Source organism: Bradyrhizobium sp. IC3123 (genome assembly GCF_020193625.1).
Taxonomy (GTDB): Bacteria; Pseudomonadota; Alphaproteobacteria; order Rhizobiales; family Xanthobacteraceae; genus Bradyrhizobium; species Bradyrhizobium yuanmingense.
Genome location: NZ_JADYVF010000002.1, coordinates 113924 through 135765, shown reverse-complemented (window position 1 = coordinate 135765; position 21842 = coordinate 113924). Strand labels below are relative to the sequence as shown.

Below are 21842 nucleotides of genomic sequence, written 5' to 3'. Positions count from 1 at the left end.
GAACATGCAGGCATTTTTCCAGTTCTTGCAGCAGTACCCGTATCTGCTGCTGTTCTTCGTGGTCGGTCTCGCCGTCTATATCGGCCGAGCCAGCATCAAGGGTTATGGCCTCGGCATGGTCGCCGGTGCCATCGTGGTCGGCGCGGGCATCTCGGTCTGGGCATCCAGCTATGGCGTGAAGCTGGAGTTGAACAACTTCGCCAAGAGCCTGTTCTACTATCTCTTCATGTACGGCGTCGGCCTGCGCGTAGGTCCGTCCTTCGTCAACAGCCTGCGGGGCGACGGGATCAAATTCTTGTTCCTCGCGGTGGTGTCGAGTGTGATCGGCCTGACCCTCGTCGTGCTTGGGGCGAAGCTCTTCGCATTGCCGCCCGGTGCGGCTGGCGGAATGCTGGCGGGATCGCAGACCATGTCGGCGGCGATCGGCTCGGCCGAGCAGGCCGTCACGTCGGGAGTCGTGAAACTGCCTGCCGGGATGAAGCCCGAGGATGCCTCCGGAATGATCGCTTTGTCCTACGGTATTACCTACATTTGGGGCACCGTCGGCATCATCCTGATCTGCAAATACCTGCCGCGCTGGTGGGGCGTCGATGCCAAGGCCGCCGCCAAGAAGTATGAGCAGGAGTTCGGCGTCAAAGATCTCGAAGGCGGCGCCCTGACCGGCTACCGTCAGTTCGGTCTGCGGGCCTACCGGCTGGAGAATCCTGCGACGATCGGGATGAGCATCGCCAAATTCCGCACGGTCAATCCCGAGTACCGTATCGTCAATGTCGGGCGCAATGGTGAGCCGCAGGGGGCTGATCCCGAGCTCGTGCTGCAGAAGGGCGATATCGTCGCGCTGGGCGGATCGACCGAGCATCTGACTGAGAAGATGGGCCTGATTGGTCCGGAGGTCGCCGATGCCAAGACGCTCGGTATACCCATGGACCAGGCGGAAATCGTCGTCTTCAACAAGGACGTCGTCGGGCGGACCTTCGAGTCCTTCCGCGACACGGCCATCGCCGGCCAGCTGCAGGTGACCAAGGTCGAGCGGGGCGGGGTGCAGATCCCGGCCGGTCTCAAGACCAAGCTGGAGCGCATGGACATCGTCTCGGTGGTCGGCCTGAAGTCGGCGGTCAACGAGCTCGGCGAGATGTGGGGCCGCATCGCGCGCGCCAACACCTCGACCGACTTGCTGACCCTGTCGGTCGGCATGATCATCGGCTTCCTCATCGGCATGATCGAATTCCCCGCCTTCGGTGCCAAGGTCGGTCTCGGCAATGCCGGCGGGCTGTTGCTGTCCGGCGTGATCGTGTCCTCGGTCGTGTCGCGGCTGCGCTTCTTCGGCAATACGCCGAACGCGGCGCGAAACGTGCTTGAGGATCTCGGCCTCGTTGTGTTCGTCGCGATCGTCGGGGTCAATGCCGGCGCCGGCCTGTTGGCTCAGCTCACCGGCGCGGTCGCGCTCAAGATCTTCATCGTCGGCTTCATCGCGTGCACGATCCCGCCGTTCATTGTGTGGGCGATCGGATACCACGTCTTCAAGATCAATCCGGCGGTTCTGATGGGCGGCGTTGCCGGCGCGCGCTCGCATTCCGGCCCGTGCCGCGAGGCCGCGGTCGAGATCCAGAGCTCCGTGCCCTGGATCGGATTCCCGGTCGGCTATGCCGTCTCGGGCATCCTTCTCACCATCTTCGGCTACTTCGCGATGATCCTGGCTCAATAAGGGGAAGAAAACGTCATGAGAAAACTGTCCTTCGGCGCCGTCCTGGTCGCTTCGCTCGCCGCTGTTGCCGGCTTTAGCACGTCCGCGCGTGCCGACACCGGCCAGGTCGCGGTCGTCTTCACCAAGGGTGGCTTCATCGTCGGCGCCGGTGGCGGTGAGGGCGTTCTGGTCTACCGGGGCAAGAAATACCCATTCACGGTGTCTGGCATGAGCGTGGGCCTCACCATCGGAGCGTCGACCACGAAGTTCGTCGGCCGCGCGCTCAATCTAAAGGGGCCGGCGTCGATCGAAGGCTCTTATGCCGTGGGAGGAGCGGGTGGGGCAATCGCCGCAGGTGCCGGCGCCGTTCAGTTGCAAAACAGCAATGGCGTGATCCTCCAGCTCAGCGGCCCGCGGGTCGGCGCGGAAGTATCGGCTGCAGTCGGTGGCGTCACGATCCGCCTGAAATCGAGTTGAAGGGGTCGTATGGCCATTGAGCGATCGACGGCAGCGTCGGGCCCCTAGGGCATGATCCGGAAAAGTGTGTAGCGGTTTTCCGAATAGAACATGCTCAAACAACAACCTAAAGCGCGATGACGATTCATTCCAATCGCATCGCGCTTTAGCGGCCTGACGCTGCTCAATAGCGCTGCGCGACGAAACTCATTTTCTTGAGGCTGGCCTGGTCGTTGTAGCGTCCCTTGTCGGAGCGCTTCGGCAGTTTGATCTTGTCCTTCTTGATGCGCTTGAAGGGGATGGCGCCGAGAAGGTGCGCGATGCAGTTGAGCCGCGCCCTTCGTTTGTCGTCAGAGCGGACGATGTTCCAGGGCGCATCCTTCGTGCTGGTCTTCTTCAGCATCAGGTCGCGCGCGCGCGAATAATCGTACCAGCGACGGAAGGATTCCAGGTCCATCGGACTGAGCTTCCACTGTCGGACCGGGTCGTCGATGCGGGCCTTGAAACGGCGCTCCTGCTCGTCCATGCCGACCTCGAGCCAGATCTTGATCAGGATGATGCCGCCGTCGATGACGTATTTCTCCATCTGCGGGCACAGGTTGAGGAAACGCTCGTGCTCGGCGGGGGTGCAGAAGCCCATGACGTACTCGACACCGGCGCGGTTGTACCAGCTCCGGTCGAAGATCACGATCTCGCCGCCGGCCGGAAATCGCTCCATGTAGCGCTGGAAGAACAATTGTGTCTTCTCGCGGTCGGACGGCGCGGGCAGGGCGACGACCCGGAACACGCGCGGGCTGACCTTCTCGGTGATCGCCTTGATCGTGCCGCCCTTGCCGGCGGCGTCCCGACCCTCGAACAGGACGATGACCCGGAGCTTGTTTTCCCGCACGTAGTCCTGGAGATGGCACAGCTCGACCTGGAGCTTCTCGAGCTCCTTCTCGTAATCCTTCCGCTTCATCCGCTCCGCAGGGCCGTCCTTCGCCATGCCGATCCCACCTGTTGCTAATCGTCCCAGGAAATGGTCACGCCGATGTCGCCGGGCACGCCGCCCGGAAAATCGATGATCTGATAGGCGATGCGATAGCCGCGCGGTTTCAGGTAATCGGTCCAGAGCTGGAAGATCTCCTTGGGAATTCCGGTCAGGGTGTTCTCCCAGCCCTTCTCCATCTGATTGATGGCGCGGCCCTTGTCCGTGCAGAGCGAATTGGGGAAGCGATAGACCAGCACTTCCGTGAGGCCGTTGCGCACCGCGCGCTGGATCACGGTCGAGGCGAGCTTGATCTTCTCCTCCTCGGTCTTGCCCGAGGGCTTGCTCAAGCGCTCGATCAAGGCGCGCTTCTCCGCCTCGGCCGCGGCGGCAAGGCGCACATATTCCTCCGCCTTTTCGGCTTCCTTGAGGGCGGCTTCCTTACGAATCTGGGCTGCGCTGGGGATGAGATCGTCTAGGCCGGGCATGGCGGGCGGCTCCTGATGGTTGTCCAATCAGCATGCGGCTGACGCTAGGGTTGGCCCTGACGTGTTCCCTTGACTCAAATCAAACAAACGCGAACATACCCGAACACAGTGCCGCCCATGGACGTTTTGACCGGGAGAGACGTTTGAGCGAGCAGCTTCATCCGATGGCACCGCATCATCTGCCGTTTTATCTCGCACCGGGGAGCGGGACCGATACGCTGATGGTGGTGATGGGCGTATTCCTGATCGGGGCCGTGCTCTGGGTCGGCACGCTCTACTGGAAACTGCACAGCCTGCCCGAGCGGATGGCGCACAAAACGCATAAACTGCAGTTCGAGTTAGTCGCCGTGCTCGGCCTGATCTCGCTGTTCACGCACATGCACATCTTCTGGATCGCCGGACTGCTCCTCGCAATGATCGATCTTCCGGATTTCGGCACGCCGCTGCGCAGCATTGCCGGGTCCGTCGAGAAGATCGCCGACGCGACGCCGGCCTCCGATGCGGAGGAAGTCCAGGCTGAGGCGGCCGTCGCACCGCCCCCCGCGGACAAGCCGGGACCCGCCAAGGAGAAGGAGCGCAGTCATGCTTGAGCTGCTGATCTGCTCCCTCGTCACGATCCTTCCGGACTACCTGTACCGCCGCTACGCCCAGGGCAAGCGCTTCGGGAAGGAAATCACCTTCTTCTCGGTCTGGTACGAGCTGCGCTGGGGCATCACCGCCTGCCTGATGTTGACGGTGTCGCTCATCACCATGATCTTCTACTTCCATCCGGCGACATCGTCGGCGACGCTGTACTTCCGCACCGTGCCAATTCTGCCCGAAGGCTCGGGCCGTGTTGCCGAGGTCAAAGTCGGCTTCACCGCGCCCGTCAAACAGGGCGATGTGCTGTTCACGCTCGATAGCTCGAAGCAAAAGGCTGCGGTCGAGACCGCCAAGCGGAAGGTGGCAGAAGTCGATGCCGCCATGCAGACGGCGCAGGCCGACGTGGTCAAGGCCGAGGCGCAGCTCGGCGAAGCGAGGGCCAACTACCAGCAGGCCAAAGACGAGCTCGAGGTCAAGACCGAGCTCCAGCGCCGCAATCCCGGCATCGTTCCACAGCGTGACATCGACAAGCTCCAGGTGCTGGTCGATCAGCGACAGTCCGGCATCGACGCCGCGACGGCGGCGAAGCAGTCAGTGTCCTTGCAGGTCTCGGCTCTGCTGCCGGCCCAGAAGGCCAGCGCCGAAGCCGCGCTCGACCAGGCGCAGGTCGATCTCGACAAGACTTTCGTACGCGCCGGCGTCGATGGGCGCGTCGAGCAGTTCCTGGTTCGCCCCGGCGATGTCGTCAACCAGCTGATGCGTCCGGCCGGTGTTCTCGTTCCGGAGGGCGCGGGCCGCAAGGCGCTCCAGGCCGGTTTCGGCCAGATCGAGGCGCAGGTCATGAAGACCGGCATGGTGGCGGAAGCGACCTGCATATCCAAACCCTGGGTCATCATCCCCATGGTGATCACGACGGTGCAGGACTACATCGCGGCCGGGCAGTTTCGCACCGGAGAGCAGCTCATCGACCCGCAGAATGCCGTCCGTCCCGGCACGATCCTGGTTTTCCTGGAGCCGCTCTACAAGGGCGGTCTCGACGGTGTCACGCCGGGCTCGAGCTGCATCGTCAACGCCTACACCAGCAATCACGAGGAGATTTCGGCCAAGGACACCTCGACCAGCCGGAAGATCGCGCTGCACGTCGTCGACGGCGTCGGCCTCGTGCACGCGCTGCTGCTGCGGATCCAGGCGCTGTTGCTGCCGATCCAGACGCTCGTGCTGAGCGGCGGGCATTGAACGAGAGAAGAGGACGGACGAGACGTGGTCTCCGAAAGTCGTCCTCGCCTGCCATTTCGGCCGCCGGCGCCTATTATGCGCCGTCCTGCGCGCAAGTCGTGGGCGCCTATGGCCGCGTCGTCACGCGCTGCTGAGGCCTGCCTCGGGGGCTGTCCGTATGGTGCGATTCCAGCTATTATTGCCTGGAAAGCAGCTGCCGTAAGCTGTGAGGGTGCAGCATGAGCGGGGGCGCGTGCATAGACTGGCTGAAGCCACGGCTCGCGGCTGCGCTCCTCTGTTTCGGCCTGCTCGTGGCCGAGTGCCTCTCGGCCGGGCAAGCCGGTGCGGTCGAGCGGAGCCGGCGCGGCGAGCTCAAACGCGTGCTGTTGCTGCATTCCTTCGGCCGCGAGTTCCGGCCGTGGAGCGAATATGCGCGCGACATCAAGTCCGAGCTCGAGCGGCAATCGCCCTGGCCGCTCGATATCCAGGAGCACGCGCTGCTCACCGCGCGCTTCAACAACCCTGGTCCCGAGGCGCCGTTCGTCGAATATCTACACTCGTTGTACCAAGGTGCGGTGCCGGACATCGTCTTGAGCATCGGCGCGCCTGCCGCCCGGTTTGCGCAGAAATATCGCGCCAGGCTGTTCCCCGATGCGCCGTTGATCCTCTCCGCGGTCGAGCATCGGCTGATTAATCGCACCGACCTCTGCGACAACGATGTCGTAGTGGCCGTCCGCAACGATTTTGTCGCGGCCTTCGACAACATTCTTCAGGTCCTGCCTGATACAAAATCGATTGGAATTGTGGTCGGAGCTTCGCCGCTCGAGAGGTTTTGGACGGAGGAGCTGAAGCGGGAGCTGAAACCTTTTGCGGAGCGGATCGAACTCGTTTGGTACTCGGATTTGTCGTTCGAGGAGATCCTGAAGCGCTCATCGAAGCTCCCGTCTCACACCGCGCTGTTCTGGGGGCTGATGTCCGTCGATGCGGCCGGGGTGGTCTATGAGAGCGACTGGGCGCTGCGCAGCCTGCATGCCGTCGCGAACGCCCCGATCTTCTCCTACCAGGAGCCGTTCTTCGGCGAGAGCACGGTCGGGGGACCGATGCACTTGATTGGGGAAACGACGTCGCGGACCGTCAGCGCCGCGATCGGCATTCTTGGCGGCGCGAAACCGGCGAGCATCAATTATGAGCCGATCGCCTTCGCCGCGCCGCGTTACGACTGGCGCGAGCTGCAGCGCTGGGGCATCAGCGAGAGTCGCCTGCCCAAGGGAAGCACCATCCTGTTTCGCGAGCCGAGTATCTGGCAGCGCTATCACTGGCAGATGCTGATGATCTCGGCTGTGTTCCTGGTCCAGACCGGACTCATCAGCGGGCTCCTGCACGAGCGTCGCCGGCGCCGCGTCGCCGAAGTCGAATCGCGTCAGCGGCTGGCGGAACTCGCCCACGTCAACCGCTACTCGGCAGTTGGCGAGCTGACCACATCGATCGCACATGAACTGAACCAGCCACTCGGATCGATTCTGACCAATGCGGAGACTGCAGAGCTCATGCTCAGGGCCGCTCAGCCCGACCTTGTCGAGATTCAGCAGATCCTCGCCGACATCAGAAGGGACGACCAACGGGCGAGCGAGGTGATCCGTAGGCTGCGCAGCGTTCTGAAAAAGACCCCGTTTGAGGTCAAGCACATCGAGCTCAACGATACAGTGCGCGAAGCAATCGATCTGGTGAAGGCCCTCGCTCAGGGACGCCGGATCACGTTGAGCTATTTGCCGGCCCTGGCCGGCCTTCACGTCAAGGGAGATCCGGTCCAGCTTCAGCAGGTCATTCTCAACCTGATCATCAACGCGATGGATGCGATTTCCGATGCGGAGGCCGGAAAGCGGGAGGTCAGCGTCGCGACCCAGCTTGCCGGCAATCAGGCCGAAATCAGGATCGCCGACACCGGGCCCGGAATACCCGCCTCCGATCTCGCAAGCCTGTTTGATCCGTTCTTCACGACCAAACCGCAAGGCATGGGCATGGGCCTTGCAATCGCCAGAACCATCGTCGAGGCCCATCACGGCACGATCGCTGCTGCGAACCAGCCTGCGGGCGGCGCACTGTTCACGATCAGGCTTCCGACCGCTCGCTGAGCGGGCGGTATCTTGATCTTGATCAAACATCACGGCGCTGAAGCCGTTCTCTCTCGATCGCATGACGAGTACGACAGGCGAGCGTGAGGCGTATGAGACGTCGTGACTTCATGACGCTGGTTGGTGCTGCTGCTGCGTTGCCGGTCCTGGCGAAAGCCCAGGACCGAATGCCCGCCGTCGGCGTGCTGACGGGCAATGTCGCTGGTGATCCCGGCGCGCAAATGCGCGTGGATGCCTTTCAGCAGGGTCTCACCGATCGAGGCTGGATCGCCAACCAGAACTACCGCCTGGAGGTGCGCTGGCCGGGCCCCGATCCGGCGCGCCAGAAGTTGGAGGCGCTCGAGCTCGTCGCCGCGGCGCCGGACGTGCTGTTCTCGACCAGTACGGGATCAACACGGGCGCTGCGCGATGCAACGCAACGAATTCCGATCGTCTTCGTGGGGCTTTCCGATCCGGTAGGGACGGGGCTTGTCGCCAATCTGGCCCGGCCGGCCGGAAATCTGACCGGCTTTTCGCTCTATGAGCATTCGATGAGCGGGAAGTGGCTCGGCCTTTTGAAGGACATGGTGCCGGGGATGAGCCATGCGGCCCTGCTGTTCAACCCGGAATCGGCACCCTACGGACCATTCTATGTTCAAGCGGCGCACCAGATGGAAAGCCGTCTCGGCCTCAAGATCGCCGGTGCGAGCGTTCGCAGCGGTCCGGGGATCGCGGCAGCGATCGAGACGGCGGCGCGCACAGGCGGCGGCCTCGTCGTGCTGCCGGATGGCGGCTTCTTCGGAACCCACAGCACGATGGCCATTGCATTGCTGGCGCAGCGGCGCGTGCCCGCCATCTTCGCAGTCCGTTTCTACGCGTCGAATGGCGGGCTGATGTCATATGGTGCAGATCTGACCCAGCAATTTCGTGATGGCGCCGGCTATGTCGACCGTCTCCTGCGCGGTGCCGATATCAGCACTCTCCCGGTGCAATTTGCCACCAGGTTCGAGCTCGTCATCAACATGAAGACGGCCAGGGCCCTCGGCCTGACGGTGCCGAACCGGCTTCTGCTGGATGCCGAGCTGATCGAATGATTATTCGATCTTGCGCTGCAGCAGCCCCGACTGCCTCGTTTCGTTGATCTCGATCAACAAATGCTTGCGCCCCGGCTTGATCCTCCCGCACTGAAGTCCGAGGGAGGATGTGATGTTTCGTTGCGGCAAGACCCTGATGGCGCTGGCGCTGTTGATGGCAACTTCGGTCGCCGCAATGGCGCAGACCCCAACGACGCCTGCAGCCCCGGCGCCGCAGGCGCAGCCTGCCAGCCCGCCCGCACCGGCGGCCGAGTTCCTGAAGCCCGAGCAACTCGAGGCCTTCGTCGCGCCGATCGCGCTTTATCCGGACGAGTTGCTCGCCAATGTACTGGCCGCCTCGACCTATCCGCTGGAGGTGGTGCAGGCCGACCGCTGGCTGAAGGAGCACAAGAGCCTGAAGGGCGATGCGCTGAAGACGGAAGTGGAAAAGCAGGGCTGGGACGACAGCGTCAAGGCGCTGGCCAGCACCGCCGATGTCCTCGCGATGATGAGCGAGCAGCTCGACTGGACCAAGAAGCTGGGCGATGCCTTCCTCGCCCAGCAGCCCGACGTGATGGACGCGATCCAGCGTCTGCGCACCAAGGCCTATGACAACAAGAAGCTCGTCACCACCAAGCAGCAGAAGGTCAGCGTCCAGTCTCAGGAAGGCAAGCAGGTCGTCGTGATCCAGCAGGCCGATCCCGCGGCGATGTACGTGCCGTATTACGACCCGGCGACGGTCTACGGCAGCTGGCCCTATGCGGAGTATCCGCCCTATTATTGGGGCTACCCGTCTTATATCGGCGCCGGCGTGGTCGCGGCTGGCATCGCGTTCGGCACGGCCTGGGCGATCGGACGCTGGGGCAATTACTGGGGCGGCGGCTGCAACTGGGGCAACCGCAACGTCTATGTCAACCATCGCACCACGAACATCGGCAATGGCTGGCAGCACAATCCGGCGCATCGCGGCGGTGTGCGCTACAACAACAGCAATGTTCAGCAGCGCTTCGGCAACAACAATCTGAAGGCCGGCGTGTCGGACCGGATGGATTTCCGCGGCCGTGACGGCAACCAGGTGCTGCGCCCCGACCAGGGTGTCGGGGACCGGGCGGGAGATCGTGCGGGTGATCGCGGCGGTCCAGGAGATCGCGCAGGGGATCGCGCCGGCAATCGCGGCGACCGTCCGGGCGCGGGCGATCGCCCCAGCGCAGGGACGCGCGACCGGCCCGGCGGCGGCGATCGTGCCGGTGCCGGTGATCGTGCCAAGGGCGCGACCAAGGGCGGCGGCGATCGCGCCAAGGCTGCGAACCGCGCCGGCGGCGGTTCGGCCAATCGCGGCGGCGGCACTCGCGGCGGTGCCATGAACGTCTCCTCCGGCCGCTCGGCGGCCGCAGCATCCGCACGCGGCCGCGCCAGCATGGCGAGCATGCCGCGCGGTGGCGGCGGCGGACCAAGCTTTGCCGGCCGAGGCGGCGGTGGCGGAATGGCGATGCGCGGCGGCGGCGGAGGCGGCTTCCGTGGCGGTGGCGGCGGCGGCCGGCGCTCGGATATCGCGCTCAAGCATGACATCGTCCTGCTCGGGCACCTTTCGAACGGCCTTGGCTATTATCGCTTCAGCTATATCGGCAGCGACAAGGCTTATGTCGGCGTGATGGCGCAGGAGGTCGAGCAGGCGATGCCCGCTGCCGTGACCCGCGGCAGCGACGGCTATCTGCGCGTCCATTACGAAAAACTCGGGCTGGCGTTCCGCACCTATCGCGACTGGCTCGCCGGCGGCGCGAAAATTCCTGCGGAGGTGATGCCATGACCGGCATGAAATCGTTTAGCCGTGCGCTGATACCCGGCGTCCTCGCGCTCGCGCTGCTCGGATCGGCCTCTCTCGCACAGGAATCCTACAAGACACCGGAAGAGGCCGCGTCTGCGCTCGCCGCCGCGGTCAAGAGCGGCCCGAAAGACATCTTGAAAGTGCTCGGCAGGAATGCGGAGGACATCGTGTCGTCCGGCGACGAGATTGCGGACAACGACATTCGGGCGCGTTTCACTGCGATGTACGACGCCAAGCACGGCATCAAGGCGGAGGGCAACAAGACCGCCACCTTGATGCTCGGGCCGGACGATTTTCCGTTTCCAATTCCGCTGGTCAACACCAGGACGGGTTGGGCGTTCGACACCGACGAGGGACGCATTGAGGTGCTGCGCCGTCGCATCGGCCGCAACGAGCTCGACGCGATCCAGACCGCGCTCGCCTTCGTCGACGCGCAAAACGAATATGCGGAAAAGGACCGCGGCGAGGGCGTCGGCGTCTACGCGCAGCGCATCTCCTCCTCGCCCGGCAAGAAGGACGGCCTGTTCTGGCGCGACGACAGCGACCCGAGCCCGCTCGGCGCGCTCGCGGCCGAAGCAACGAAGGAGGGCTATCGCGGCGGTGATGTCGGGCCGACGCCCTATCACGGCTATTACTTCCGGATTCTCAAAGCGCAGGGGCGGGATGCGCGCGGCGGTGCGCTCAACTACGTCGTCAAGGGCAAGATGATCGGCGGCTTCGCCCTGATCGCCTGGCCCGCGGAATACGGCAATTCGGGCGTCATGACCTTCCTGGTCAATCATGACGGCGTCGTCTACCAGAAGGATCTCGGCAAGCGCACCGAGTTCATCGCCCAGCGCACCACGTTGTTCAATCCCGATGAAACCTGGAAGAAAGTCGATGCCGCAAAACCCTGAGCCGCGCATGCGCGCATTTCGCCTGGTCGCGCTGCTCCTGCTCGCGCTCGGGCTGACCCTGCCGGCGGCGCCGTCCTTCGCGCAGGCCACCGGTCAGGTCAGAGTGAAGATCGTCAAGGCGGGCCTCCTGGCCGGCGGTGGCGCCGGCAGCGGCGTGTTGACGTACCGGGGCAAGACCTATCCCTTCAGCGTCAGCGGCGTGAGCTTGGGCATCACGGTCGGTGCAAGTGTCGGTCGCCTCGACGGCTGGGCATCCGGCATTAGGGAGGTCAGAGATTTTGCCGGCAACTACAGCTCCGTCGGCGGCGGCTTTGCGCTGGTCGGCGGTGCCAACGGTGTGCACCTCCGCAACGAAAAGGGCGTCACGATGGTGCTGCAAGGCCCGAAGGCGGGACTCGAGCTGGCGGCCAATATCAGTCGGATCACGATCGCTTTGAGGTGAGGCTCAAGCCGGGCGCGCGGATCAAAGCGTGAGCGACAGGTGCACCGTTCTCGGATCGTCACTCCGCGCGAGCTTGAAGCCCGCCTTCGCGAACACGCTGCGCATGGGCATGTTGTCGGACAGAACCTCGGCTGTGAGCTCTCTTACGCCTTGTTCGCGCGCGATCTCTGTCAGGTGCCTCAGCAATAAGGAGCCCACCCCGCGACCTTGCCAGGCATCCACCACGACGAAGGCCATCTCGGCCCGACCGGACTCGACGATGACGTACCGGCCGCCGCCGATAATGGCGTATCGACCCTGTTCCTCGGCGAGAGCGGCCAGCGCAACGTGATTGCTGAAATCCACGTCCATGAAGAAGGCACGCTCCTTCTCCGAGAAATGCCGTTTCAAAACGAAGAACCGGCTTTGCAGCGATTGCGGTCCAGTGCGCGCAATGGCAGCGAGCATGTCCGCCTCGTCGCTGGCGCGAAGCGCGCGGATTTCGGTCGGAGTGCCGTCCTTCAGCACGGTTTGCACGCTGTAAGTTGCAGCTTGTGACATGCCGATGTCGCTCTTTCAAAACCGCCCGGCCGGGTCTCATGCCCTATAATGCAGGATAGACGCCTCCGAAGCGTGCAGATCATCTTGACCTAGATCAACGTTCGTCCTCGCTCCAAGCCGTCAATTGGCCGAGGCGACGAAGAGGTCGAGAACATGTCCATGCACAAGATGCAAATTCCGGGCGGTCCCATGTCGGGGCTGGTCGCCTCGGCAGTCGAATACCTCGTCGATGCGGGACAGCGCAGTATCCTGTTCCTGGATATCATGCGCCGGCGCGGGGACCAGTACAGGGAACACCTCGCGCAAACCGCCCCGCATGTTCTGCAATATGCGGCGGAGTTGATCATGGACGGGCGCCAGCTCGCCGAACCCGTCAATTACGCGCTGGTGCGCATCGTTCCGCCCGCCAATGTCGAGATCGACATGAACCGGCGGCCGTTCGTCGTGGTCGATCCGCGTGCGGGCCACGGCCCCGGCATCGGCGGCTTCAAGGCCGACAGCGAGATCGGGGTGGCGATGAAAGCAGGCCATCCCTGCTACTTCATCGGATTCCTGCCGGACCCGATGCCCGGTCAGACCATCGAGCGCATCGCGCGTGCCGAAGCCATCTTCATCGAAAAGGTCATGAGCCTTCACCCGGATGCCGACGGCAAGCCCTGCGTGATCGGCAATTGTCAGGCCGGATGGGCCGTCATGATCCTGGCCTCGCTACGTCCCGAGGTATTCGGCCCGCTGATCATCGCCGGCGCGCCGCTGGCCTATTGGGCCGGCGTGCATGGAAAATATCCGATGCGCTACTCGGGCGGGCTGTTGGGCGGAAGCTGGTTGACGGCCCTGACCTCCGATCTCGGCGCCGGCAAGTTCGATGGTGCTTGGCTGGTGCAGAACTTCGAGAACCAGAACCCGTCGAATACGCTCTGGACCAAGCAATACAACGTCTATTCCAAGGTCGACACCGAGGCGGATCGTTACCTCGAATTCGAGCGTTGGTGGGGCGGCCACGTCAACCTGAACGCCGAGGAGATCCAATTCATCGTCGATGAGCTGTTCGTCGGCAACAACCTCGCGGCCGGCAACATCGAAATGTCCGATGGCCGGAAGGTCGACCTTCGCAACATCAGATCCCCGATCGTGGTGTTCTGCTCGGAGGGCGACAACATCACGCCGCCGCAGCAGGCGCTGCATTGGATCCTCGATTGCTATGCCGATGTCGATGAGATCAGGGCCTATGGCCAGACCATCGTCTACACCGTGCACCAGAACATCGGCCATCTCGGCATCTTCGTCTCCGGCGGCGTCGCCAAGAAGGAGCACGCGGAATTTTCCAGCAACATCGACCTCATCGACGTTCTGCCGCCCGGCCTCTATGAAGCGACGTTCGAAGCGAAGGATGAGGAAACCGCAAGTTCGGATCTGGTCGTCGGCCAGTGGGTGATGCGCTGCGAGGCGCGGACGCTCGAGGACATCCGCGCCATGGGCGGCAATTCGCCTGAGGACGAGCGACGCTTTGCCACCGCCAAACGAATCTCGGAAATCAACCTGGCGGCCTATCGAAAATTCGTCCAGCCATGGCTCAAGCGCATGGTGACGCCACAGATGGCCGAATGGGCTCACAACATGCATCCGCTGCGGCTGCAATACGAGCTGTTCAGCAGCCAGAATCCTTTCATGGCGACGGTGAAATCATTGGCCGAGAAGGCCGCCGAGAAGCGCAAGCCGGTCGCTGCGGACAATCCGTTCCTGGCGTTCCAGGAGCAGATCTCGAAGCAGGTCGTTCACGCCCTCGACAGCTGGCGCGATTCACAGGAGGCGCTCAGCGAAGCGATGTTCCTCAGCGTCTACGGATCCCCGGCGCTCCAGGCGGCGGTCGGGATCGATCCGACGTCCACGCCGTCGCGTCGGCGTGAGATGTCCGCCGAGCATCGCACCATGCTCGAGAAGCGCATTGCCGAGCTGAAGTCGCGGATCGGTGAGGGCGGCCTCCGTGAAGCGGCGTTACGCGCTTTGCTCTATGTCGGCTCGGCACGGGGGATGGTGGACGAACGCAGCATCGAGGCTCTGCGCCGGGTCCGCCGGGATCATGGCGGCGCACGCATGTCTCTTGCCGAGTTCAAGATGCTGGTACGCGAGCAGTTCTTCATGCTGCTGCTCGACCGGGAAGGGGCGCTCGCTGCAATCCCGAAATTGCTGCCTGACGACATGAACGTTCGCCGCGCAGCATTCGAGGCGATCGAGCAGGTGCTGTCGGCCAGTGCGGATGTCACCGGCGAGCGCGCCAACCGGCTGCGGCAGATCGCCGGCCTGTTTGGCCTCGACACCGCGGAAGGTGCCGAAAGGGCGTCGAACGTTGCCCCTTTCGATCCCAAGGCGAAGGCGTCGTAACGCGAGTTGCAAGGATCGGGAGCGACATCATGTCAGCAGATGCGACGGCCACGCAGTCTCCCAGCAAGTATGATCGCCTGATCGCGGCGGCCAGGGCAATCCCGCCGACGCCGACCGTCGTGGTGCATCCCTGCGATGAGACATCCTTGCGCGGCGCCGTCGACAGCGCGTCTGCCGGCATCATCCGGCCGCTCCTGGTCGGACCGGAGCGGAAGATCCGGGATACGGCTGGCACGTTCGGCCTGGACATCTCGGGTTATGAGATCGTGGATGCCGCGCACAGCGACGAAGCCGCGGCGAGGGGTGTCGAATTGATCCATGCCGCGCGCGGCGAACTGCTCATGAAGGGCAGCCTTCACACCGACGAGCTGATGCGAGCCGTCACGGCCAAGGTCGGGGGATTGCGCACCGATCGGCGCATCAGCCACGTTTTCGTCATGGATGTGCCGGCCTACGCCGAGACGATCTTCGTCACTGACGCCGCAATCAACATCTTCCCCGATCTGGACGCCAAGCGGGACATCATTCAGAACGCGATCGATCTCTACAATCAGGCGGGCTTCGGCAAGTCGCCGCGGGTGGCCATCCTTTCCGCGGTCGAAACCGTCACATCGAAGATTCCATCCACGATCGAGGCCGCGGCGCTCTGCAAAATGGCGGATCGCGGCCAGATCACGGGCGGCGTGCTCGACGGGCCGCTGGCGTTCGACAACGCGATCGACCTCGAATCCGCACGGATCAAGGGCATCAAGTCCGAGGTGGCCGGCCGCGCTCAGATCCTGGTCGTGCCCGATCTCGAAGCGGGCAACATGCTGGCCAAGAACCTCGCCTATTTCGCCAAGGCCGACGGCGCCGGCATTGTGCTCGGCGCGCGCGTCCCCGTCGTCCTGACCTCGCGTGCGGACAGCCCAAGAGCGCGGATGGCGTCCTGCGCGGTTGCTGCACTTTATGCTCACGCGCGGCGCCAGAAGGCGCCGACAGTCGCGGCGTGACCGCCATGGACAGCATCCTCGTCGTCAACGCCGGCTCCTCGAGCGTCAAGTTCCAGGTCTTTGCGGTCGAGGGTGAGGGCGTTCTGCGCCGCCTGATCAAGGGGCAGGTGGACGGCATCGGCAGCCGTCCGCGCTTGCGGGCGAGCAGGGCAGGCAATGATCCCATGGCGGACCGGGCCTATCCGATCGAGGCCATTCCGGACGTGCCGGCGGCGATGCAAGTCGCGGGGGAATGGCTGCGGAACGAGGCGCGCATCCATCCATTGGCGGTCGGGCATCGCGTCGTCCATGGCGGGCCGGATCATGAGCGGCCAATTCTCGTCGATCATGGCGTGGTGGCACGGCTAGAACGCTTCGTCACGTTAGCGCCACTGCATCAGCCGCACAATCTGGCGCCGATCCGCTCGATCCTGGCCAATTTCCCGACGATACCCCAGGTCGCGTGCTTCGACACCGCGTTTCACCGCACGCACGGTCCGCTGGCCGATCATTACGCCATCCCCTACCAGCTTCACGCCGAAGGTGTGCGACGCTACGGCTTTCACGGGCTCTCCTATGAGTACATCTCCAGGACCTTGCCCCAGATTGCGCCAGAGGTCGCAAAGCGCCGGGTGATTGTCGCCCATCTCGGCAGTGGCGCGTCGATGTGCGCGATGAAGAATGGGCTGAGCGTCGAGAGCACGATGGGATTCACCGCGCTCGATGGGCTGCCGATGGGCACGCGCCCGGGCCAGCTCGATCCGGGCGTCGTGCTGTACCTATTGTCCGAGAAGGGGATGACGCCATCGAAGGTGCAGGATTTTCTCTATCGCGATTGCGGATTGAAGGGGCTTTCCGGGCTCAGCAACGACATGCGCGAGCTGGAGGCGAGCACGGATCCGCAAGCGAAGCTGGCGGTGGACTATTTCGTCTATCGCATCGGCCTCAACGCCGGAATGCTGGCGGCGGCGTTGCAGGGGATCGATGCCTTCGTCTTCACCGCCGGCATCGGCGAGAACTCGAGCGGCATCCGCGCGCGTGTGGCGGAGCAGCTCGGCTGGCTTGGCGTGGCACTCGACCCGGCCGAGAACACGCGCCATTCGCGGCTGATATCGGCAAAGACGAGTCTCGTTCCGGTCTACGTCGTCCCGACGGACGAGGAGCTCATGATTGCGCAGCACACGCTGACGCTGTTGATGAACGGCCAATCGCCCAACCCCAGAAAAGAGAGGGTGTCATGATTCCAGTATTTCCGGACAGCAAGGTCGCACTAAAGGGGAAGAAGGGCCTCGTCGTCGGCATCGCCAATGACCAATCGATCGCCTGGGGCTGCGCCAGGGCGTTTCGCGCGCTCGGAGCCGATCTCGCCGTCACCTATCTGAACGACCGCGCCAAGAAGCACGTCGAGCCGTTGGCGCAGGCCCTGGAAGCGCCGATCTTCCTGCCGCTCGACGTCATGGTCGAAGGCCAGACTGAAGCGGTATTCGAGCGGATCAAGTCGGAGTGGGGGCAGCTCGATTTCCTGCTTCATTCCATCGCCTTTTCGCCGAAGGAAGCATTGCACGGCCGCGTCGTCGACGTCGGCCGCGACGGCTTTCTGAAGACCATGGACGTCTCCTGCTGGTCGTTCCTGCGGATGGCACATCTAGCCGAACCCCTGATGAAGAACGGCGGCACGATGTTCACCATGACCTATTACGGCAGCCAGATGGTGGTGGAGAACTACAACATCATGGGCGTCGCCAAGGCGGCGCTCGAAGCCGCGGTCCGCTATGCCGCTGCCGAGCTCGGTCCGAAGGGCATCCGCGTGCACGCGATCTCGCCAGGGCCGCTCGCCACCCGCGCGGCCTCGGGCATTCCGGAGTTCGATGAGCTAATGGACAAGGCGCAATCCAAGGCGCCCTCGCGCAGCCTCGTCAGCATCGACGATGTCGGCAACGCCACCGCGTTCCTGGCGCTCGACGGCGCCAAGCTGATCACCGGTGGCGTGCTCTATATCGACGGCGGCTATCACATCATCGATTGAGCGCGCAATCGCGCGTTGTCATGCCGGCGGTACGCCGATGCCGATGCACTCGAGTAATTCGCGCCAGAGCTTGCGGACGTCGGCGTGACGCTGCGCGAGCGCCGCACTGACCGCGTCGCGATGCGGCGCAAGGTCTGTGCTCTTCAGAAACAGAATCTGCGCCTGCAACAGCCGGCCACTCTCAAATTCGATCCGGCGTAGCGCCATAACAAAAGGATCCTGCGCATTGGCCTCGATCGGTAGGAGCGCAGCCGGCCGTATACCGGCATGCACGGCGTGGGCAAGCGCTGCGAGGTGAATCATTTGGGCAAGGCGAGGGTCTGCGATCCCTTCGACCGGTGCAGGCAGCCAGGCGGACTCCCAGGAGGCGAACATGTAACCCAGGGAAGGATCCACCACCCAGGACGTGGCGCGCAGCAGCAGCGAGACGATCTCGGTCTCGCGATAAAATTGAGCATTCAATTCGGTCTGCCATGCCGCGTCGAGCCTCGCGGGCAGCATGAAAGCGAATTGCCGGGCCAGGGCGCCGTGGGCCGAGATCAGGAATGCTGCGACCTTCGTCTGCTGGTACGGTGGAATGCGGCCGTCCGGCGCGACGGGACCGAGGAAGCCGCTCATGGCAGCGCTCGCTTGACCGGGATGGCACGCAGATGATCGTAGCCGGCAGGAAACGGCGTGAGCTCGCCGCCGGGCTGGTCCGGCGCCACCCAGACCGCTTGATTGCCCTGCCAGCGGCCGGCCAGCACGTCTTCGGCAAAGCGCGCCAGCAGATCGGCGGTCAGTGTCCCTTTCTCCAGCGTGAAGGCGTGATAGGCCCTGGGGATGATCACCAATGAGCTGTTCTGAATCTCGACTCGCAATGTTTCGTGGAGACCCCGCGGCGTGAGAAAGTCGAACTCGCCGTTGAGAATCATGGTCGGAACGGCGATCGCGGACAGGTGCGGCGTGAGCGGCTGGAAGTCGAGGAAGGATTCCATCAGGTTTTGCAGCGCGTAGACGTCGTTGACCAGCCAACCTTGCCGCTTCACGCTATCGAGCTTGTCCAGCAGCGGCTTCAGCCATTGGTCGGAGAGGTTCATGGGTAACAGCAGGTCCTGGAGGTAACTTGTGCCGCCGAGGATCAGCGCGGTCCGCAGCGCATTGCCAAGCAGCAAGAGTTGCGGCGACAGCTCCGCAAAGCAGCTCATCGGCACCAGCCCGGCCAGCCGCTTGCCATGCTCGATCGCATATCGCAGCGCGATCAGGCCGCCAAAGCTGATCCCGCTCAGAAAGATCGGACCGTCCCCGAGTTCGTCGATGAGGAGGCGCAGTGCAGCGACTTGATCGTCCTGGCTGATGAAGAGCCTCGGCTTGTCGGAGGCGCCCTGGCCGAGAAGATCGAAGGTCGCAACGCGAAAGCCTCGCGCCGACAAGGCCTCGCGATAGGCGCTCCACAGCTCGGAATATTGCGTCAGCCCGTTCACGAGAACATAGGCCGGTGCGCCCGCCGGCCCGTCGAGCTCATAGCGGATCCGATATGAGCCGTGGCTGAGGAAAGGCATCGCGAGGGTACCGCCGGTCTTTTGATGCCCGCGATCCTCGATTCCTCCGAGCGGATTCCATTGAGCTAGATCAAACCTTCCCCGGCCGCCCTGCCTAGCGTTTCAGGAAAATCTTCCAGGGAGGATCGCATCATGGCCGGACGAGATGCGTTGAATCGTTGCCTGTTGAGCCTGATCGTGCTGCTGCTCGGAACGGCGATCGCAACCGCACAGCCTTTCACGCGCCGTTCGTCGCAGGTGCAGCATGACGGGCTGAAGAAGACCTACGAGATCGCCAACTTCCGCCTGGGCGGCAAGTACGACCTGACCGACCCTTCCAAATGGGAGAACGGCGGCGAGGGCGGCGTCACGCTGGAATCGCTCGGGGCCGGCAAGCTGCGCACGGCTTACATCGCCGTCGGCAACGCAAGGCGCAACGCGGCGGGCGAGATCACCAATGCCATCGTGATCAACTCCTATTATTCCGGCGATTCCACCGACATGTACGAACAGTGGGTCAAGGGTGCGGCGTTGTCGGGTGGCGTACCCATCATTGGTCCGGGCCGGCCGATCGATACGGATCGTTACTATGTCATCATGGTCGATCCGCTCGGCACTTGGGGCGCGAGCAAGCCATCCGACGGCCTAGGCATCAAGTTTCCGCAATACAGCTACTACGACATGGTGCAGGCGAACTACCGCCTGCTGCGCGACGAGCTGAAGGTCGCGCGCGTCGCGCTGGTGACCGGCGTCTCCATGGGTGGCACGCAGACCTACGTCTGGGGCGTGATGCATCCGGAATATGTCAGCGCCCTGATGCCGATCGGCGGTACCACGCAATCGGATGGCGACGACCCGGTCGGCAACTGGACTTTCCAGATGATGACAGCCGCGATCCAGGGCGATCCGGTCTGGCAGGCGACCGAGGGCGACTATTACAAGCTCCCGAAGGAAAAGCATCCGGTGCCGGGCGTGGCCTTCGGCTGGTCGATCCTCGGCATGACGGGTTATGACTTTTCCTTCCGCACGACCCAGAACTGGGCGGCGGTACAGCCCGAGATTTTCTATTGGGATCCGCCGAACGAGAAGGCCGGCCTCAACGTCATTAATCGCGCCAAGCTCTACGACGCCGTCGACCTCGTCTGGCGCAATCGGGTCGGCGAGACCCATAACGTCAATCCCTATCTCGGTCGCATTCAGGCTCGCACGCTGGTGATGCACATCACCAACGACCTCTGGCTCAACTTCAAGCTGGCGCAGAAGGCTGTCGATCGCGTGCCCGGCGCTGATCTTATCGCACAGGAGAGCCCCGTCGCGCACTACGGCGTGTTCCCGATCATCAACCAGCGCAAGAACGATCCGAAGTTCGTCGCCTTCATGGATGACGTGGCGGCCCTCGATCGCGCCCAGAAATTCGTCGACAAGAATTACCGCGTGCCCGGCGTCGCCCAGACGATCGATCCCAAGAAGTCGTTCTGGAAGGCCTACGTGACCTATCCCTATCCGGTCAAATTCGGCAGTGCCAAGGACAAGAGCGGCAACTCCTGGGAAATCGGCTACATGGACGAGTATGCCGGCACCGACAAGGATCCGAAGGTGCTCGTCATCATCCACGGCAAGGGCGCGTTCGGCGGCCATTACGGCAACATCATGCAGTATGCGTTGCGCAGCGGCCTGCGCGTGATCGTGCCGGACCTACCGCATTACGGCATGTCGGGGCCCGGCAATCTCGACAAGAATCCCGCTCGCACCATGCAGGACATGCGCGAGGTGATCTACGACCTCGTGGTCAACCAACTCGGAGTCAAGAAGGCGTACTATCTTGGCCACTCGCTCGGCGGCCAGTTCGTCGTGGGCTACGCCCTGACCTGGCCTGATGCGGTGCAGGGCCTCGCCTTGGAGGCGCCGTCCGGCCTCGAGGAATATCCGCGCGAGATCACCATTGCCAAGGACAAGAAGGCGACTCTGTTCGCCGACGGCCTCGGCCGGGACTTCGACAAGTGGAAGCAGGTCTGGGACCAGACCGGTATTCTCGCTGCGGAAAAGGCGCGGAGCGAGCAGAACGTCCGCGACTTCTTCTACTTCAAGAAACGTGATCCGGACACCGGCGTGGTATCGGCTGCGAAGAGCGGATACTTCTTCAACGACAGCGAATATGCCCGTTTCCATACCGAGCAACGCGCCGGGCTTACCAAGGGCAACCCGAAGGAGCTCGATCAGTGGTGCAACGTCTTCATCTTCGACATCTACACGATCGGTGCTGAGCTCCAGCAGGATGACCCGAAGAACCTCTATGAGCGGGTCACCCAGATCAAAGCGCCGATCTTCCTGGCGTTCGGCGACAAGGAGCCGTTCATTCCGACGCCTGCGTTCAACGGCCTGACGGACCTCGGCCGCGACGTCATCACGCCGTTCATGACGCGTATGACCAATGCCGGCAACCGGCCGATGCTCAAGATCTATCCGGAGACCGGACACTTCATCCACACCGACAATCCAGTGGAATACGCTGCCGATGTCGTGGATTTCGTGACCAACGGGGAGGTGGACACATCATCGCCGCTCGGAACCGATCGCATGATCAAGGGCGCCGTCGTCTCTGCCTTGCCAGTGGCGCCGACACCGCCTGGAGCGGCTCCGACGGCTGGCCTCAACAAGTAGGGC

19 protein-coding genes are annotated in these 21842 nt (G+C 63.5%); 14 read left to right on the top strand and 5 right to left on the bottom strand.

The annotated features are described in order from the left end of the window. Nucleotides 1-4 precede the first annotated feature (4 nt). Both I6F20_RS06020 and I6F20_RS06015 read left to right on the top strand, forming a co-directional pair. Nucleotides 5-1705: an aspartate:alanine exchanger family transporter gene (locus tag I6F20_RS06020; protein ID WP_109143803.1), complete on the top strand. Its 1701-nt coding sequence runs from the start codon at nucleotides 5-7 to the stop codon at nucleotides 1703-1705. A gap of 15 nt (nucleotides 1706-1720) precedes the next feature. After that, nucleotides 1721-2161, top strand: a complete 441-nt coding sequence (locus tag I6F20_RS06015; RefSeq protein WP_035999439.1) for a hypothetical protein — start codon at nucleotides 1721-1723, stop codon at nucleotides 2159-2161. A 163-nt stretch (nucleotides 2162-2324) separates the two neighbouring features. Here the strand turns inward: I6F20_RS06015 and ppk2 are convergent, their stop codons facing one another. Both ppk2 and I6F20_RS06005 read right to left on the bottom strand, forming a co-directional pair. Continuing rightward, the gene (gene ppk2, locus I6F20_RS06010) at nucleotides 2325-3125 is read right to left on the bottom strand and encodes a polyphosphate kinase 2 (RefSeq protein WP_109143802.1); all 801 of its coding nucleotides are present in this window, start codon (nucleotides 3123-3125) and stop codon (nucleotides 2325-2327) included. 17 nt (nucleotides 3126-3142) lie between these two features. After that, on the bottom strand, nucleotides 3143-3595 hold the full coding sequence (locus I6F20_RS06005) for a hypothetical protein (RefSeq protein WP_035999435.1): 453 nt from the start codon (nucleotides 3593-3595) through the stop codon (nucleotides 3143-3145). Nucleotides 3596-3759: 164 nt separating this feature from the next. On the opposite strand from I6F20_RS06005, the gene I6F20_RS06000 reads away from it, so the two are divergent. The 7 genes from I6F20_RS06000 to I6F20_RS05970 all read left to right on the top strand — a co-directional run bounded on the left by I6F20_RS06000 (nucleotide 3760) and on the right by I6F20_RS05970 (nucleotide 11739). After that, the gene (locus tag I6F20_RS06000; protein WP_035999432.1) at nucleotides 3760-4185 is read left to right on the top strand and encodes a hypothetical protein; all 426 of its coding nucleotides are present in this window, start codon (nucleotides 3760-3762) and stop codon (nucleotides 4183-4185) included. Continuing rightward, on the top strand, nucleotides 4178-5413 hold the full coding sequence (locus I6F20_RS05995; protein WP_036027994.1) for an HlyD family secretion protein: 1236 nt from the start codon (nucleotides 4178-4180) through the stop codon (nucleotides 5411-5413). The genes I6F20_RS06000 and I6F20_RS05995 overlap by 8 nt, the downstream gene beginning before the upstream one ends. 218 nt (nucleotides 5414-5631) lie before the next feature. Further along, complete coding sequence (locus I6F20_RS05990; RefSeq protein ID WP_225125435.1) at nucleotides 5632-7524, top strand: ATP-binding protein; 1893 nt, start codon at nucleotides 5632-5634, stop codon at nucleotides 7522-7524. Nucleotides 7525-7616: 92 nt separating this feature from the next. Further along, entirely contained in the window at nucleotides 7617-8597 is a 981-nt protein-coding gene (locus I6F20_RS05985) for an ABC transporter substrate-binding protein (protein WP_225125433.1), read from the top strand. A gap of 112 nt (nucleotides 8598-8709) precedes the next feature. Beyond that, nucleotides 8710-10383 carry a DUF3300 domain-containing protein gene (locus I6F20_RS05980; RefSeq protein ID WP_225125431.1) on the top strand — a complete coding sequence of 558 codons (1674 nt, stop codon included), beginning with the start codon at nucleotides 8710-8712 and terminating at the stop codon, nucleotides 10381-10383. After that, complete coding sequence (locus tag I6F20_RS05975; protein WP_225125430.1) at nucleotides 10380-11297, top strand: DUF2950 domain-containing protein; 918 nt, start codon at nucleotides 10380-10382, stop codon at nucleotides 11295-11297. The genes I6F20_RS05980 and I6F20_RS05975 overlap by 4 nt, the downstream gene beginning before the upstream one ends. Before the next feature lie 7 nt (nucleotides 11298-11304). Next, nucleotides 11305-11739, top strand: coding sequence for a hypothetical protein (locus I6F20_RS05970; protein WP_306469113.1), 435 nt, complete (start codon nucleotides 11305-11307; stop codon nucleotides 11737-11739). Between the two features lie 21 nt (nucleotides 11740-11760). On the opposite strand, the gene I6F20_RS05965 is transcribed toward I6F20_RS05970, so the two are convergent. After that, the gene (locus I6F20_RS05965) at nucleotides 11761-12279 is read right to left on the bottom strand and encodes a GNAT family N-acetyltransferase (RefSeq protein ID WP_225112853.1); all 519 of its coding nucleotides are present in this window, start codon (nucleotides 12277-12279) and stop codon (nucleotides 11761-11763) included. A gap of 153 nt (nucleotides 12280-12432) precedes the next feature. Here I6F20_RS05965 and I6F20_RS05960 point away from each other — a divergent pair, with 153 nt between their 5' ends. Genes I6F20_RS05960 through fabI form a run of 4 tightly spaced genes read left to right on the top strand, consistent with a single transcriptional unit; the run spans nucleotide 12433 to nucleotide 17658 of the window. After that, entirely contained in the window at nucleotides 12433-14661 is a 2229-nt protein-coding gene (locus I6F20_RS05960; RefSeq protein WP_225125428.1) for a DUF3141 domain-containing protein, read from the top strand. A gap of 29 nt (nucleotides 14662-14690) precedes the next feature. After that, nucleotides 14691-15653, top strand: a complete 963-nt coding sequence (locus I6F20_RS05955; protein ID WP_036028001.1) for a phosphate acetyltransferase — start codon at nucleotides 14691-14693, stop codon at nucleotides 15651-15653. 5 nt (nucleotides 15654-15658) lie between these two features. After that, on the top strand, nucleotides 15659-16873 hold the full coding sequence (locus tag I6F20_RS05950; RefSeq protein WP_035999405.1) for an acetate/propionate family kinase: 1215 nt from the start codon (nucleotides 15659-15661) through the stop codon (nucleotides 16871-16873). After that, nucleotides 16870-17658: an enoyl-ACP reductase FabI gene (gene fabI, locus I6F20_RS05945; protein WP_025035483.1), complete on the top strand. Its 789-nt coding sequence runs from the start codon at nucleotides 16870-16872 to the stop codon at nucleotides 17656-17658. The genes I6F20_RS05950 and fabI overlap by 4 nt, the downstream gene beginning before the upstream one ends. 18 nt (nucleotides 17659-17676) lie before the next feature. Here the strand turns inward: fabI and I6F20_RS05940 are convergent, their stop codons facing one another. Both I6F20_RS05940 and I6F20_RS05935 read right to left on the bottom strand, forming a co-directional pair. Beyond that, on the bottom strand, nucleotides 17677-18276 hold the full coding sequence (locus I6F20_RS05940; RefSeq protein ID WP_225125426.1) for a hypothetical protein: 600 nt from the start codon (nucleotides 18274-18276) through the stop codon (nucleotides 17677-17679). Next, nucleotides 18273-19199, bottom strand: coding sequence for an alpha/beta fold hydrolase (locus tag I6F20_RS05935; protein WP_225125425.1), 927 nt, complete (start codon nucleotides 19197-19199; stop codon nucleotides 18273-18275). Before I6F20_RS05935 ends, I6F20_RS05940 begins: the two co-directional genes overlap by 4 nt. A gap of 132 nt (nucleotides 19200-19331) precedes the next feature. Here I6F20_RS05935 and I6F20_RS05930 point away from each other — a divergent pair, with 132 nt between their 5' ends. Beyond that, nucleotides 19332-21839 (top strand): alpha/beta hydrolase, encoded by a 2508-nt coding sequence (locus I6F20_RS05930; RefSeq protein WP_036039465.1) that lies wholly within the window; start codon nucleotides 19332-19334, stop codon nucleotides 21837-21839. The last annotated feature ends 3 nt before the right edge of the window (nucleotides 21840-21842 follow it).

Coding starts and splice junctions, on each gene's coding strand:
- fabI (WP_025035483.1), top strand. CDS start 16,870: ATGATTCCAGTATTTCCGGACAGCAAGGTCGCACTAAAGGGGAAGAAG.
- I6F20_RS05930 (WP_036039465.1), top strand. CDS start 19,332: ATGGCCGGACGAGATGCGTTGAATCGTTGCCTGTTGAGCCTGATCGTG.
- I6F20_RS05985 (WP_225125433.1), top strand. CDS start 7,617: ATGAGACGTCGTGACTTCATGACGCTGGTTGGTGCTGCTGCTGCGTTG.
- I6F20_RS06005 (WP_035999435.1), bottom strand. CDS start 3,595: ATGCCCGGCCTAGACGATCTCATCCCCAGCGCAGCCCAGATTCGTAAG.
- I6F20_RS06020 (WP_109143803.1), top strand. CDS start 5: ATGCAGGCATTTTTCCAGTTCTTGCAGCAGTACCCGTATCTGCTGCTG.
- I6F20_RS05995 (WP_036027994.1), top strand. CDS start 4,178: ATGCTTGAGCTGCTGATCTGCTCCCTCGTCACGATCCTTCCGGACTAC.
- I6F20_RS05960 (WP_225125428.1), top strand. CDS start 12,433: ATGTCCATGCACAAGATGCAAATTCCGGGCGGTCCCATGTCGGGGCTG.
- I6F20_RS06015 (WP_035999439.1), top strand. CDS start 1,721: ATGAGAAAACTGTCCTTCGGCGCCGTCCTGGTCGCTTCGCTCGCCGCT.
- I6F20_RS05935 (WP_225125425.1), bottom strand. CDS start 19,199: ATGCCTTTCCTCAGCCACGGCTCATATCGGATCCGCTATGAGCTCGAC.
- ppk2 (WP_109143802.1), bottom strand. CDS start 3,125: ATGGCGAAGGACGGCCCTGCGGAGCGGATGAAGCGGAAGGATTACGAG.
- I6F20_RS05975 (WP_225125430.1), top strand. CDS start 10,380: ATGACCGGCATGAAATCGTTTAGCCGTGCGCTGATACCCGGCGTCCTC.
- I6F20_RS05990 (WP_225125435.1), top strand. CDS start 5,632: ATGAGCGGGGGCGCGTGCATAGACTGGCTGAAGCCACGGCTCGCGGCT.
- I6F20_RS05970 (WP_306469113.1), top strand. CDS start 11,305: ATGCGCGCATTTCGCCTGGTCGCGCTGCTCCTGCTCGCGCTCGGGCTG.
- I6F20_RS05955 (WP_036028001.1), top strand. CDS start 14,691: ATGTCAGCAGATGCGACGGCCACGCAGTCTCCCAGCAAGTATGATCGC.
- I6F20_RS05965 (WP_225112853.1), bottom strand. CDS start 12,279: ATGTCACAAGCTGCAACTTACAGCGTGCAAACCGTGCTGAAGGACGGC.
- I6F20_RS05980 (WP_225125431.1), top strand. CDS start 8,710: ATGTTTCGTTGCGGCAAGACCCTGATGGCGCTGGCGCTGTTGATGGCA.
- I6F20_RS05950 (WP_035999405.1), top strand. CDS start 15,659: ATGGACAGCATCCTCGTCGTCAACGCCGGCTCCTCGAGCGTCAAGTTC.
- I6F20_RS06000 (WP_035999432.1), top strand. CDS start 3,760: ATGGCACCGCATCATCTGCCGTTTTATCTCGCACCGGGGAGCGGGACC.
- I6F20_RS05940 (WP_225125426.1), bottom strand. CDS start 18,276: ATGAGCGGCTTCCTCGGTCCCGTCGCGCCGGACGGCCGCATTCCACCG.